Here is a 15,291-nt window from a genome sequence, read left to right as displayed (position 1 = left end):
TAATGGAGAAATCTAATCGGTATGTTATACCTGAGAGAAGAGTGAGGAGTTATCCAAGGGTTGTAAAAGGAAAACCTCAAAAATACCCAAGAAAAAGCCAGTCAATCTCTTAACTGACTGGCATTACTCACAGTGAGGGCTTTTATTAATGCAAATTATTGAACTGAATCATCCAAATTTGGCGCTAACCAACGCTTCGCCTCATCCAACGTCCAGCCTTTACGCTTCGCATAATCCTCAAGCTGATCGCCTGCGATTTTACCCACGTTAAAGTACTGGCTCTCAGGGTTTGCATAATAAAAACCGCTGACAGATGAAGGCGGCCACATTGCAAAACTAGAAGTCAATTGCGTACCAATCTTGTCGGTAGAACCTAACCAGTCAAACAATGGCGCTTTTTCAGAATGCTCAGGACAAGCAGGGTAGCCCGGTGCAGGACGGATGCCTATATACTTCTCTTTAATCAATTCTTCATTGCTTAAGGTTTCAGACGCTTGGTTACCCCAGAACTCTTTACGGATGCGCTCATGCAAATGCTCCGCAAACGCTTCCGCAAAACGGTCACCTAAAGATTGCGCAAGAATTGCAGAGTAGTCATCGCCTTTAGCTTTGTACTCATTGGCCATTTCTTCTGCACCAAAGATCGATACAGTGAAACCGCCCAAGTAGTCTTCTGCGACACCTTTAGGCGCAATAAAGTCCGCTAATGACAAGTTTGGTTTACCTGTCACTTTATCAGACTGTTGACGAATGTGATGGAAGGTATGCGTAACCGATTGACCATCTTCGCTATACACTTCAACCGAATCCGCTGCAGAACGGTTAGCAGGGTAAATACCAAACACAGCACGAGCATCAAAACGTTTGTTGTCGATGATGTCTTTTAGCATGGTCTGTGCTTGTTCATACAAGTCAGTGGCTGCTTCACCTACAACTTCATCCGTTAAGATAGCAGGGAATTTACCTGCCAAACTCCAAGAAATGAAGAACGGTGTCCAGTCAAAGTACTCAACTAATGTTTCCAAAGGATAATTGGTCAGCGTTTGCGTACCAATAAAGTTTGGCTTCACAGGCGCATTGGCAGCAAAGTCAATTTTTAAGCCATTTTCTACAGATTCAGCATATGTCAGCTTGGCAGCTTTTGGCTGTTTATTGGCAATACGCTCACGGACTTTTTCATATTCAGCACGTGTGTCTTCAACAAATTTAAGCTTCATTTCTTTAGAAAGTAAAGTTGTTGCTACACCCACAGCTCGTGAAGCATCGGCAACATAAATGACTGCATCATTTGAATATTGCGGATCAATTTTCACTGCCGTATGCGCTTTAGAAGTGGTTGCACCGCCAATCATCAATGGAACATTAAAGCCTTTGCGCTGCATTTCTTTCGCAACAAAAACCATTTCATCCAGTGACGGCGTAATCAGGCCAGATAGACCAATAATGTCGACTTTCTCATCAATGGCAGTTTGCAGAATCTTCTCGCAAGGCACCATCACGCCAAGGTCGATGATGTCATAGCCGTTACAGCCCAACACCACGCCCACGATATTTTTACCGATGTCGTGCACGTCGCCCTTCACCGTTGCCATTAGGACTTTACCCTTAGATTGGCCAGCTGTTTTTTCCGCTTCAATGAACGGATTCAGCCAAGCTACAGCCTGTTTCATGACACGTGCAGATTTCACCACTTGTGGAAGGAACATTTTGCCTGAACCGAACAAATCACCTACCACATTCATGCCGTCCATCAGCGGACCTTCAATCACATCGAGTGGACGTTTAGCTTTCAGGCGTGCTTCTTCAGTATCTTCATCAATAAAGGTGGTGATACCTTTCACTAAAGCATGCTCAAGGCGCTTTTCTACGGGAAGCTCACGCCATTCCAAGTTTTCCACTTGTTTTTGCGCAGCACCTTGACCACGGTATTTTTCAGCAACTTCAAGCAGCTTTTCTGTAGCTTCTTGATGGCTTTCACCTTGGTTTTGGTTCAAGATCACATCTTCAACCGCAGCTTTCAGTTCAGCATCAATTTCATCATAAATCGCCATTTGACCTGCGTTGACGATACCCATAGTCATGCCTTGCTGAATGGCATGGTATAAGAACACTGAGTGAATCGCTTCACGTACAGGCTCGTTACCGCGGAAAGAGAACGATACGTTAGACACACCGCCAGAAATCATGGCATGCGGCAAGTTTTGCTTAATCCAGCCAGTCGCTTCAATGAAGTCCACAGCATAGTTGTTGTGTTCTTCGATACCTGTTGCCACTGCAAACACGTTCGGGTCAAAAATGATGTCTTCAGCAGGGAAGCCAACTTCATTCACTAACACGTCATAAGAGCGCTTACAGATTTCTTTTTTACGTGCAGCTGTATCGGCCTGACCATTTTCGTCAAAGGCCATCACAATCACGGCAGCCCCATACTGACGGCACAAACGCGCTTTTGCAACGAACTCGTCATAGCCTTCTTTTAAGGAAATCGAGTTAACAACCGCTTTACCTTGTACACATTTTAAGCCCGCTTCAATGATTTCCCATTTAGATGAGTCAATCATGATCGGCACACGTGAAATTTCAGGTTCAGAGGCTACAAGATTAAGGAAGTGCACCATTGCGCCTTCCGAATCCAGCATGCCTTCATCCATGTTGATGTCGATAATCTGAGCACCGGCTTCAACTTGCTGCTGTGCAACTTCTAAAGCTTCGGCAAAGTTTTCTTCACGGATTAAGCGTAAGAATTTTTTAGAACCTGTTACGTTGGTACGTTCACCCACGTTCACAAAAAGTGATTCTTCAGTGATGTTAAATGGCTCTAAACCACTTAAACGACACGCAGGTTTAGTCTCTGGCACTTGGCGCGGGGCAATGTCTTTTACGGCATTGGCAATAGCACGGATGTGATCCGGCGTTGTACCGCAGCAGCCGCCGGTAATGTTAATCAAGCCACTTTCTGCAAATTCTTTAATAAAGGCAGCTGTTTCTTCAGGGGTTTCATCATAACCGCCGAAGGCATTTGGTAAGCCAGCGTTCGGATGGGCTGAAACAAAAGTATCGGCAACGTCAGCAATGGTTTTTACATGCGGACGCATGGCATCTGCGCCTAGGGCACAGTTAAAGCCGATTGACAATAAGTCGCCATGACGCACAGAGTTCCAGAACGCTTCAGCGGTTTGACCTGTCAATGTACGGCCAGATGCATCGGTAATTGTGCCTGAAATCATCAATGGCAATTCATAGCCCAGCTGATTAAACACTTCTTTCACTGCAAAAATGGCAGCTTTACAGTTTAAGGTATCGAATACAGTTTCAATGAGCAGAATGTCCGCACCGCCTTCAATCAGGGCATGCGCAGCTTGAATATAGTTTTCTTTTAGCTCATCAAAAGTGATGTTACGGAATGCTGGGTCATTTACATTTGGCGAGATCGAGCAAGTACGTGAAGTCGGCCCAAGCACACCTGCCACAAAACGCGGTTTTTCAGGCGTTGAATATTTTTCACAAGCGGCTTTGGCAATACGCGCTGCTTCACGGTTGATCTCTGATACCAAATCTTCCATGTGGTAGTCAGACATTGAAACTTTAGTGCCGTTAAAGCTGTTGGTTTCAATGATGTCTGCGCCAGCATCGAGGTAGGCTTCATGAATGCCTTGAATGATTTGAGGCTGCGTCAACACCAATAGGTCATTATTGCCTTTGAGGTCAGATGCCCAATCTGCAAAACGCTCACCACGGTAGTCAGCTTCTTCGAGTTTATGACGCTGAATCATGGTGCCCATTGCACCGTCGATAATCAGAATCCGTTGAGCGAGCAGCTCTTTTAGGGTGGCAAGCGTGGACATAAATAACCCCAATCCGATGGAATATAAAATCGGCAAATATATTAACAGAATTCATTGCAGTTTTATTGATATTCAATCATCTTCACAGTGCGCAATTATTAGCTTGTTGAATTAATGAGCAATATTGCAACTTGTTAATTTCATATTCCAATTTCATATAAATGTATGGAAAGCTTCATGAATTTGTAATATTGCTCAGGCAAGATTAAAAAACATCCAGCAGGGCTATGCAAAATGACAAAAAAACATGACAGATGAAATATAAGTTGAAATATTGGGTTTCAAAGAAAATAAAGTTTAAATACGCAGATTAAATAACTGATTTACTTTATGAAAGTAGAGTAGGGAAGTAGGTTTTTAACACTTAAAAAAAACAAATAAAGCATGAAAAATTGCTTTATATGACACCGCTTTGTCATATAATTGTCATAATTAAATTGAACAATATGGGGATTTTAAAATCCTCTATTCCTGCCTGCATGAATTCTAAACAAACTCCCGTAGATTCAGCGCACACGTCGACTACTCAAAAGTCTACGAATGTTCATGTGCCTACACCGAAATTCTTTATGCCGGTATTTTTAACGCTGATTATTTCAACGTTGATTTATATTGGTTTTCAGGTGACTGCCGATTTAGCGCATGTTCCGCCTTTAAGTCTTTATTCAATGATTTTATTGGGCACAGCCTTATTCATCGCACTTGGCTTTGAATTTGTAAATGGTTTCCATGACACTGCAAATGCAGTAGCAACAGTGATTTATACCAACGCCTTGTCAGCACCGGTTGCGGTAATGTGGGCGGGTTTCTGTAACTTCCTAGGCGTAATGGTTGCCAGTGGTGCAGTCGCTTACGGCATTATTGCCTTGTTACCTGTTGAATTGATTATGAATGTCGGTTCAGGTGCTGGCTTTGCCATGGTTTTCGCTATGTTGATCGCAGCGATTTTGTGGAATTTAGGGACTTGGTTCTTAGGCATCCCGGCGTCTAGTTCGCATACTTTGATTGGTTCTATTCTTGGCGTTGGCATCATGAACTACCTGTTAAATGCAGGCGGTGGTGCGAGCGGTGTAGATATGGAGCAGGTGCTTAAAGTCGGTAAGGCGTTATTGTTCTCTCCACTGATTGGTTTCGCATTTGCAGCCCTAGTTTTCTTGTTGGTCAAGCGTATTTTCCGCAAACAGCTTGAATTGTTTCAGCCACCAGAAGGCAATAAGCCACCACCACCACTGATTCGTGCAATTTTGATCTTTACCTGTACAGGTGTAAGTTTTGCGCACGGTTCAAACGATGGTCAAAAAGGTATGGGTCTGATCATGCTGATTTTGATCGGATGTGTGCCATTGGCTTATTCATTGAATAAGAACTTAGATAATCAACATATTCAATCTTTCCATCAGTTATCTGCTCAAACTGCGACTGCGATCTATGCAGAGCATAATGACATTCCTGATGCACAAGCACGTGATGTACTCACCAAATACATTCAAACCAAAGAAGTCAGCCCAGAAGTTGTGCCAGCTTTAGCAAGTTTGACCGATCATTTAGGTGAGCGAGTTGCACAGTATGGCGACTTAAAAGATATTCCTGAACAAGAAGTATCTTCGATTCGTAATGATATGTACTTAAGTACCACTGCTTTTAAACGTCTAGATAAAGCTGAACAACTACCAGCAATGGCAGAAGCTGAACAAAAGACTGTGAAAGAATATCGTAGTCACTTAGATTCGTTCTTACAGTACATTCCAACATGGGTAAAAGTCGCTGTTGCATTGGCACTGGGTCTTGGCACCATGGTGGGCTGGAAACGTATTGTTGTGACTGTCGGTGAACGTATTGGTAAAAACCACATGACCTATGGTCAGGGCATGTCTGCCGAGCTTGTTGCTATGTCAACGATTGCTGCTGCGGATGGTTTTGGTATGCCTGTATCGACCACACACGTATTGAACTCTGCGGTTGCAGGTACCATGGTCGCGAATAAATCGGGTCTGAACTTTGCAACAGTGAAGACCATTCTATCGGCTTGGGTCTTCACTTTACCTGCAACGATCTGTCTATCAGGCTGCTTGTACTGGTTATTCTTGAAAGTGTTCTAAGCAACTCAAATTCCAGATATAAAAAAACGCTGCTTCGGCAGCGTTTTCTTATGGCTTTATCTCAGACATCACCGATTTTAATGGGATGACTGAGAGCTGAATTAGAACAATCAAACTAGCGAGTTGAAGCTTTGCAAAGTTCAACACTTATTTGAACCAATGCAGTTACGCTTTTTTAAACAGTCCCAATACTTTTTTCACGGGCAATTTCTCTTCAGCAAAACCATACAGCGCTGCAAAAGGTAAGGCAGTACGCGCCAAATAAGCCACACGCCATAAGCCACCATGGTTGGCACCATGCATCATGAGTTCTAATGGGTGGTCTAGCGCCGTTTCAGGGTTAGCAACCGATTGAGGGTTTCTCAAGTCGTGAATCCATAAAGCCGCCATGAGTGCATTGGTGGTTTCAGGTTGGAAGGATTCCACATCAAATAAACTCGCACCATTAAATGCGGCTTTTAATAATGGATTCTTCGTCACTGAGCGGGTCGTGGTGGATGGCGCAATATTGATACTAACCCGCTGACCATTTTGACGTGCGACAGTTGCGCGCCATTGTTGGATACGTTTTGCGAGTGCGTAGTTTGGACCTTGTTCCACCACCAGACAGTCAGCAATACCATAGGATTTTCCATTGTCTGCTGTGGTGGTTTGCTCATTATTTTGCTTAAAGAAATGCTGACCTGTGACTTTGGCAATACTTTGTGTCAATAGTTTTTGTGCAGAAGCACGGTTTTGGAATTTGGCTTGCGCTGCCGTAACAATCTCTTCTGGAACCGCATAGACATCGGTCGGAGTACACATAAACATCAAGCTGGTGTCGGCTTTTTGTTGGCTGACATAGGCCATGATGCTGTCCATTGCCATTGCAACACGAACATGCTTTTCACCATCTAAATAGGCAATTGCAGCCAGATCTAGTTGATGTTCACTTTGTGCAAGCCATTGTGCAATTTCAGGAATGTGTGTCAGTAAATTGGCGCCCAATTTGTGTTTTAGTTCTTGAATGGGTGTGTCTTCATGCACAGCGTCGAGACTTGGTGCATATAAAGTGGCATTACCGGCCTGAACCGTGCTTAAGATTCGATCCCAAACACGTTCATTATTGAGGTCGATTGCCACAATATTGGCTTTCCATTTTGTTAACCACGTCAGAGGGCCAGCTTCGGAGGCAGCACCAAAAAGCACCATAGTCCGATCTGACAAATCGAACCATTCTGGGTGTGCAATGGCTTCACGTAATGCGTCGGCATGACTGGCTTCAATGATGCCAGCATCTTGCCATTTTTGAATCTGAGCCAGTAAAGCCTCACCTTGAAGTTTTTGACCATGATAGGGCACATACCACTCAGGCGCTGCGTCACTTTCACCTTTTAATTTCACGGTATGCAGCGGATGTGCAGTCAAAGCTACTGCATCTTTGAGCGTATACTTTTCTTGATTACGATAAAACTCAAAGACGTGATGCGCTTTATTTAAACCTTGCTCAGCAATGTTGATCGCAGCTTCAGATGATTGAATTCCTTGTTCAACCAAGGCTTTAAAATATTCAGGATATTTTTTACGCCAGTTTTTTTCTTGTTTTGCACGTACAGAAGAGTGATGGTCAACTGCAGCTAAGGCTTCAGCGATAATTTCACGACCAGTTTTAGATGTACTCGGCTTTTGGTTTGAAGCCGAAATGGGAAATTGAAGACCTTCAGTTGAACTCGACATGCAAAATATCTCAGCTAATTTTGTCATTAATATACAGATGTATACATTATCTATGCCAAATTAAAAAATAGGGTGGCATAAAGTGCCAGATTTATATGATTTGTCATGTGCTTTTGTGAACTTTCGTAGAATATACAGCTTCAAATTTTATTGCTGGAATTGAAAAAGCCTTCGGTTTGAAGGCTTAAAAGAAGAGGGCATGAAATCAGCAACGGCAAATCAACAACGGCCTTTTTTAGCCTGTCCGGGCGGGCAAAAGTCGCCATGTCGATCTGGGTACTTATAAGGATAGTGATTACGATCTGGGTCGACCACGATACTGCCTTCACGGGTGTGAACGGCACAAGCACTCAACACGCAGGTCAACAACAAACTTGAGAACATCAGGACTATTCTCATTGGAATTTTCCCTTTTTTATTCTGTGTCATTTCAGTTTAAATCAGGGCAAGGGAAGATAGCGTTTCAATCTGCTGTGAAATTGTATAGCTCGATATTCAAAGTGCAGTGTTGTAGATGTGGGAAATTGGCTAAAGAAAAGATCAAAGGACATGCGGCTTAACGCTGCACAATAAAAAAAGCCTAAACTGAAACGGTTTAGGCTGTCATTTTTTAGGTTAAATCCAGCTGATTTTTTAGACTTAACGTTTAGAAAGGAACGTTTAATAACTGACTTAAGAAATGTGGAATGAGTTTTGGTTCAAGAATAATCGTCATGATTACACCATACGCTGCGCCCCAAAGGTGTGCGCTGTGGTTAATATTGCTGTTGCCACGTTTACCTGACCAGATACTGTAAGCTACATACAGCACGGCAAAAATAATCGCGGGAACAGGAATAAAGAATACAAAAATCAGTTTCCACGGTTCAAACAAGATATACGCAAAGAGTACCGCAGACACTGCCCCAGAAGCCCCTAAACTTGCCCAATGGGTATCATGCTTATGTTTTAAATAACTCGGAATAATCGCAGCGATCAAACCGCCTAAATAAAACAGCACAAAGCCCATGTCGAAGAAATATTGGCGATAAAAACTTTCAATCACGCTACCAAAGAAAAATAAGGTAATCATATTGAACAATAGGTGCGCGCCATCTGCATGAATAAAGCCATGGCTAATAAATCGGTCATACTCGCCACGACTGAGGGCTGGCGGCCAAAATAACAAACGATTCATCACTTTCTGATTTGAAAATGCAATCAGTGAAATCACCACCGTAATCAGGATAATGGTCACGGTGTGGTTAAAGGGTAGACCCAACATATATGACTATTCTACTTGTTAAAATTTATGCTCAATAATGCCATTAAAACGGCTTAAAGCGTGAACTTTCAGAATAATTCCGACAATTTTAGTTGATTTTTTTCTAATGCCCCGCATCTTAAGTTAAAATAGCGACTTCAGCTTGAGGAAATATTGTAATGTCGACTGAGAACAACAGCACAGCAGTTGCTGAAGAAATTCCAAACCTATTGATCACTCCAAATGCCCAAGAGTATTTGAAAGATCTTTTGGATAAACAAAATACACCGGGCATTGGTGTACGTGTTTTTGTGGAAAATCCGGGTACGCCACGTGCTGAATGTTGTATGGCTTACAGTGCACCAGAAGAAGTTGTGCCTACAGACTATAAACAGGACTATCCAGATTTCCCTGCATTTATTGACACACCGTCTATTCCATATCTTTTGGATGCGGTGATTGACTATAACAAAGACCGTTTTGGTGGTCAGTTAACTTTCCGTGCACCAAACTCAAAAGTGCCACGTGTGGGTCCAGATGCCTCTGTAGAAGAGCGTATCACTTATGTTCTACAGTCAGAAATTAACCCAGGCCTTGCAGGTCATGGTGGTAACTGTGCATTGGTAGAAGTGGTTGAAGATGCAGAGCATGGTTTAACTGCAGTGCTTAAATTCGGTGGTGGTTGCCAAGGTTGTTCTTCAATCGATTTAACCTTGAAACAAGGTGTTGAAACAACATTGAAGCAGCATGTACCTGAATTAATGCGCGTTGTTGACCAAACGGATCACAGTAATACTGAAGGTGCTTATTTCAAATAAGTTCAGTATTGTTATAAAAAGCCGCAATGATGCGGCTTTTTTATTGTCTAAATCAAATAAAACGAAGATTTTTAAATGATTTCTGAGGTTTTTACAGTGAGATGATAAGCGATATCACAAATATAAATGATAATGATTATTAAAATTAGTTGCAATATTGTTCGTGGTAGTTACAATGTGCAACACATTATTCTAGATTTCTCCATAAATACGTTCATTTGGAAGCACTCAATGACCAAACAACTATTCAAATCAACGCTTACACTTTCAATACTCTGTGCCTTGGTGAGTTTGTCGCATGCGGAAGATGTTCAAACTGAAACAACAGACGAATCCGTAACGAAGATGGAAACCATTGTTGTTACAGCAGCAGAACAAGTTAAACAATCATTAGGTGCTTCAAAAATTACGGCAGAAGATTTAGAAAAAATGCCGGTTGTGAATGATATTTCAGAATATGTGCGCCGTATGCCGGGTGTAAATTTGACTGGTAACAGTGCCACAGGCCAGCGAGGGAATAACCGTCAGATTGATATCCGTGGAATGGGGCCTGAAAACACGTTGATCTTAATTGATGGTAAGCCTGTAAATTCGAGAAACTCAGTACGTTATGGCTGGCGCGGTGAGCGTGATACACGTGGTGATTCGAACTGGGTACCTGCAGATGCCATTGAATCGATTGAAGTGCTGCGTGGTCCAGCAGCAGCGCGTTATGGTTCAGGTGCGATGGGTGGTGTGGTCAATATTAAAATCAAGAAAGTGACCAATGAAGTGCATGGCTCTGTGGAAGTTTTTACCAATCAGCCTGAAGACGCTAAAGAGGGTGCAAGTCACCGTGAAAGCTTTAACTTAAGCGGGCCAATTCTCAAAGATGTCCTTTCATATCGTTTATACGGTAGTTATAACAAAACCGATTCAGATGCTGCGGATATTAATGCTCTAATGGATAATGGTGCGCGTATGGCGGGTCGAGAAGGCGTTGAAAATAAAGATATTGCTGGACGCTTGGCTTGGCAGTTGAACGATCAACAAGTCTTGATGTTTGACGCAAGTGTTGGCCGCCAAGGCAACCGTTTTGCAGGCGACAGTCAAAACAGTGTATTTGATCCAGCCGATCCGAACAAGGCGCCCATTTTATCCGCTTTAATTGGTGAAGAAACCAATACCATTTATCGTGATACTTTTGCATTAACTCATGAAGGTACTTGGGGGTGGGGTGACAGTAAACTCATAGCGCAATATGACAAAACCAAAAATAAGCGCTTACCTGAAGGTACAGGTGGTAGTACAGAGGGGCAGATTAATAATCTTGAAAATAAACAAACGTCACATCTAGAAACCATTCGCTTTAATGCAGAAGCCAATCTGCCGTTCCAATGGTATGTTCCACAGGTACTAACTTTAGGCACTGAGTGGGTCGAAGATGACTTTACCGATACGGTTAATACACAAGCTGGCGCAGGCGGTTTTGGTGATGCGCTGACTTCAGGTGACCGTTCACACATGGATTCACGGATTGTGTCGGCCTATATTGAAAATAATATGAATTTGGGCGAAAGCACCGATGTTGTTTTGGCACTGCGCTATGATAATCATAGCAAATCGGGCGATAGCTGGAGTCCAAGTCTCAATATTACGCAAAAACTTGGTGACTATTGGACACTAAAAGGTGGTGTGGCTAAGGCGTATAAAGCACCCAATATGTACCAAAATGCGGAAGGTTATCTGTTAAGCACTCGCGGTAATGGCTGTCCGATTGGGCTGAGCCAATGTCTATTACAAGGTAATGGCGATCTCAAACCTGAAACTTCAGTGAATAAAGAGTTAGGTGTGCAGTTCGAAAAAGACATCGTAAATGCAAGCTTTGTATGGTTCCGTAATGATTATAAAAATAAGATCGTTGCAGGGGATACACGTCTAGAAGAACTAGAAGTAAATGGAACAACATATAATGTACTGCGTTGGATGAATACGCCAGAAGCCTTGGTTGAAGGTGTTGAAGGAAGTATTTCTTTGGACTGGGGTGATATCACGTGGACCAATAACGTCACCTATATGATCAACTCTGAAGATAAACGTACTGGCAATCCACTGTCAGTGATTCCAAATTACACAATAAACTCTATTTTGAACTACAACATCACGGATCGATTAGACAGTAACTTTGTCTATACCCAATATGGTCGTCAAAAACCACGTCAATATGCAGAAACCAGTCTTGAAAGCAAAGATGGCTTGGCGATGGATAGCGTGAAAAGTTATGGCATTGCAGGCATTAACTTTGGTTATAAATTTAATGCGGATTTGAGTGCTCGTATCGGTGTGAATAACTTATTTGATGAGCAAAAACTGCGTGATAAAACGGTCAACCAAACATATAACGAGCCGGGTCGTGCTTACTATGCAAGTTTGAAATACCAGTTCTAAGTATGTCCAAAAAAAGCCGCTTCACGCGGCTTTTTTTATGTTGGGATATTTAAAATTTTCAGTGCTTCACTTGAGTAGTAAAACTGTTCTAAATACAGACGGGAACGTTCACGTAAATATCCTGACTCAATCATTTGCTGCACGATAGGATTGAGTAAGTTTTGAAGTTCATGTTGAATCAATGCTTCATCAATATTTAAATCACGCAGCAATAAATCAAAAGGGCGTTCTGCATTGCGCACGTACCAAGCGTATACGCCATCATGCACTTGCTGTTTCATATACTCAGACTGTCGCATAAAGTCCCAAATTTCATGACCCATCGCAACCGTTTGCGGCAAGTCCTGAACTTCAACATAGTTCTTTAATACCGAAACTGGCAGCGCTTTAATTTTATGCCACAAATTGGCTTGAAAATGGTACAGCTTATGATCATCAAAGTGCTGATTCAGCACGGTTTCACTCATTTGACTGAGCTTTAAAATATTCTTTTGTAAGTATTTGCTGACTGCATTATCCAAATTGGTATCTGTGACATTTTCCAGTACCGATTTCCCCATTTTCATAAATCGTGAAACACCGGGGACCGATTTCGCAATAACTGAGTTGTCTAAATAATCTTGTATCGCATGTTGAATCAACTGACTGATCATGGCTGAAAATGCAGGATTGTTGACCATGGTATGAATTAAACGTTGACGATGTCCCTGTTTACTCGCCACATACTGCGCAATTTTATCAATGGTCAACACAGGAATGATTTCGGCAATTGTGGTGCTGTCATTTGCAGGGTGAATCAGTGCAAATTTGATATGTTCAGCAATTTGCTCAATCAGAAATTGACTTGCAGGGGTATTTAAAATTTGTTTTTGCAACAAGGCATTGATTTGATCAAAACTCCAAATCTGCTGCAAAGATTGTTTACGAAACCATTGATAAAAATGGGTGAATTCAGTGGCTACGGTATCATTGTGTGAAAAGCTCTGATCTAAAAAGTTCAGTTGAGCGTCAATCAACTGCTCAATCATCGGGTTTTTCTGCATACTTTCCCTGAAGTCCCAGTGATGGGTATCTAAAAATGGCGAATGCTCAGTTTAACTGAATCAGTTTATCTACCAAAGGGTTTTTAAACTTTTGACTTTTCGCAAGGAAAGGTAAGTAATGGTCTGCAACTTGTTGTTCGGCTTCTAAGATTGGCATATGGCCGACGTTATTTAAAATCACTGGGGTTTCTGCACGTTTCAGTAAAGACTTGAGTTCGCTAGCCACTTCAACATTAAAGATTTTATCTTGTTTGCCCCAAAGGATCAGGGTTGGTGCTTCCACTGTTCGTGTTAATCGAGCAAAAGTTTCAGGGGTGTAGATTCGATTGAGCGTGACGACTTGATCGATCATTTTACTGGTGAAGGGCGCACGCGCAATTAAGATATTTTCCTGCGCTTCTTTAAGCTGTGTAGGAACATTGGGCGGATTTTGCATGAGTTTATGCATGACATCATCTAAATCCCCCGGTTTTGAAACGATTAAATTTTTAAGTTTATACGGGTCACGGGTATAACTGGTATTGGCTTGTTTATAAATGCCCGCGCTGTTGAGTAAAAATAAACTTTGGGTATCAAAAGGATATTGAGAGGCATATACCGTGGCAATGGAACCACCCAATGAGTGACCTGCGACATTCAGTTTATCTTCAATATCTATTTTAAGGACAAACTGGCGTAGTTGTTCCGTGACATTCGGCACTGAGACATCAAAATCGACCGGCACATGCGTATCGCCATTGGCCGGTAGGTCGGGGATAATCACGTGATAGTTCGGTGTTAAATAATGCGCAACACGATTCCAATTATCACGTGTGCCACCTAAACCATGAATCAGCAAGATGGTAGGTTTAGAGCGTTGACCGCCTTCGCTATAACTCCAATTCACATTCCCGACTTGAACACTGTGTGTGACTAAACCAGCCGCTTTACGCTCTTGGCTCAAATAGTTTTGCACGATAGAGGGTACAGCCAGGTTTTTGCTGATGGGAGACGGATTTGCAGCCAAAGTGTTGTTGGCAGTAAACGTCATACAGCAAATTGTTGCTAGCTTGAAAAAGCCAAAAATGCGTGAATGATGTCCTTTCATTGACGTTTACCCCAGTTAAATCGAATCGATATATTTTTTAGATCATTTATATGACTATTATCAGAATGGGCTGAAATAGCGAAAGCGTATATTTATGAAATATATTGTAAATTAAAAATGACCTTTGTCATCCATTGCTTTTTTGACGTGGTTAAACTTGCGTTTTAATAATGTGAACCATTACAGAAAAAATAATTTTTTTTGATGAATGTGGAGTAGCATTTTCTATCAAGATGCATCGTCGTAGAAAAAATTCACAGCAATTGTTTTTGCAAGTGACAATCGATTCGACTGGGATTAAAATATTGCAACTTCGGATAAGGGTAATTAGAACATGCTAGCAGCAGCAGAAGCTTTAGATCGTTTAAAGAAAGGGAATCAACGTTTTGTAAACGGTGAAACGAATCACCCGAAGCTTTTGACGCATCAACAACGTGCTGAAATGGCCGAAAGCCAAGAACCTTTTGCGATTATTTTAGGGTGTTCAGACTCACGTGTTCCTGCTGAAATGGTATTTGACCAAGGCTTAGGCGATTTATTCGTGATTCGTGTTGCAGGTAATATTGTGGCACCGTCTCAAGTCGGTAGCGTGGAATTTGCAGCAGAAAGCTTTGGATGTCCTGTGGTCATTGTATTGGGTCATACACACTGTGGCGCGATTCATTCTACGATTGAAGCTTTAACTAATCCTGCGACACCACCATCAGCAAACTTGATGTCGATTGTGAACCGCGTTCGTCCATCTGTAGAAATACTCATGCAAACTGAATTGAAAGATGACCTTGAAAAACTTTCAATGCATGCAGTACGTTCAAACGTTTTTGCATCAGTGAATCAACTTCGTCATGGTTCAGCAGTCCTCGAAAACTTAATTGCGCAAGGCAAATTAAAAGTGGTAGGCGCTGAGTATTCACTCGAAACAGGTGAAGTAAGCTTCTACGATTTCTAAGCAAATTACAGTAAAGACAAGATATTAAAAAAGGCGCTCAAATGAAGCGCCTTTTTTATGAACC

The 15,291-nt window shown here is 42.1% G+C and carries 10 protein-coding genes; 4 read left to right on the top strand and 6 right to left on the bottom strand.

Features of this window, described 5'->3' with window-relative positions; translation table 11 throughout:
- Positions 1 to 155: 155 nt before the first annotated feature.
- Complete coding sequence (metH, locus tag FTU83_RS06155; RefSeq protein ID WP_180105901.1) at positions 156 to 3,845, bottom strand: methionine synthase; 3,690 nt, start codon at positions 3,843 to 3,845, stop codon at positions 156 to 158.
- 479 nt (positions 3,846 to 4,324) lie between these two features.
- Here metH and FTU83_RS06150 point away from each other — a divergent pair, with 479 nt between their 5' ends.
- Positions 4,325 to 5,944 (top strand): inorganic phosphate transporter, encoded by a 1,620-nt coding sequence (locus FTU83_RS06150; protein WP_180105902.1) that lies wholly within the window; start codon positions 4,325 to 4,327, stop codon positions 5,942 to 5,944.
- Positions 5,945 to 6,109: 165 nt separating this feature from the next.
- Here the strand turns inward: FTU83_RS06150 and FTU83_RS06145 are convergent, their stop codons facing one another.
- The 3 genes from FTU83_RS06145 to FTU83_RS06135 form a co-directional block, all read right to left on the bottom strand.
- The gene (locus FTU83_RS06145; RefSeq protein ID WP_180105903.1) at positions 6,110 to 7,660 is read right to left on the bottom strand and encodes a hypothetical protein; all 1,551 of its coding nucleotides are present in this window, start codon (positions 7,658 to 7,660) and stop codon (positions 6,110 to 6,112) included.
- A gap of 219 nt (positions 7,661 to 7,879) precedes the next feature.
- A complete protein-coding gene (locus tag FTU83_RS06140; RefSeq protein ID WP_180055368.1) occupies positions 7,880 to 8,059 on the bottom strand; it encodes a hypothetical protein in 180 nt (59 codons plus the stop codon).
- A 247-nt stretch (positions 8,060 to 8,306) separates the two neighbouring features.
- Positions 8,307 to 8,924, bottom strand: coding sequence for a rhomboid family intramembrane serine protease (locus FTU83_RS06135; RefSeq protein WP_111884441.1), 618 nt, complete (start codon positions 8,922 to 8,924; stop codon positions 8,307 to 8,309).
- Positions 8,925 to 9,082: 158 nt separating this feature from the next.
- On the opposite strand from FTU83_RS06135, the gene nfuA reads away from it, so the two are divergent.
- Together nfuA and FTU83_RS06125 are read left to right on the top strand one after the other, a co-directional pair.
- Positions 9,083 to 9,721, top strand: coding sequence for a Fe-S biogenesis protein NfuA (gene nfuA, locus FTU83_RS06130; RefSeq protein WP_078189947.1), 639 nt, complete (start codon positions 9,083 to 9,085; stop codon positions 9,719 to 9,721).
- A 231-nt stretch (positions 9,722 to 9,952) separates the two neighbouring features.
- Complete coding sequence (locus FTU83_RS06125) at positions 9,953 to 12,148, top strand: TonB-dependent siderophore receptor (protein WP_180105904.1); 2,196 nt, start codon at positions 9,953 to 9,955, stop codon at positions 12,146 to 12,148.
- A 35-nt stretch (positions 12,149 to 12,183) separates the two neighbouring features.
- Here the strand turns inward: FTU83_RS06125 and FTU83_RS06120 are convergent, their stop codons facing one another.
- Positions 12,184 to 13,191 (bottom strand): hypothetical protein, encoded by a 1,008-nt coding sequence (locus FTU83_RS06120; RefSeq protein WP_180024089.1) that lies wholly within the window; start codon positions 13,189 to 13,191, stop codon positions 12,184 to 12,186.
- A gap of 46 nt (positions 13,192 to 13,237) precedes the next feature.
- A complete protein-coding gene (locus FTU83_RS06115) occupies positions 13,238 to 14,278 on the bottom strand; it encodes an alpha/beta fold hydrolase (RefSeq protein ID WP_373685357.1) in 1,041 nt (346 codons plus the stop codon).
- Positions 14,279 to 14,612: 334 nt separating this feature from the next.
- Between FTU83_RS06115 and FTU83_RS06110 the strand changes: the two genes are divergently transcribed.
- The gene (locus FTU83_RS06110) at positions 14,613 to 15,227 is read left to right on the top strand and encodes a carbonic anhydrase (RefSeq protein ID WP_078189941.1); all 615 of its coding nucleotides are present in this window, start codon (positions 14,613 to 14,615) and stop codon (positions 15,225 to 15,227) included.
- The last annotated feature ends 64 nt before the right edge of the window (positions 15,228 to 15,291 follow it).

The sequence above is a fragment of the Acinetobacter sp. YH12152 genome (genome assembly GCF_013418285.1).
Lineage (GTDB): Bacteria > Pseudomonadota > Gammaproteobacteria > Pseudomonadales > Moraxellaceae > Acinetobacter > Acinetobacter amyesii.
Note: the sequence above shows the minus strand (reverse complement) of the source record. Positions and strands in the feature narration are given on the sequence as shown.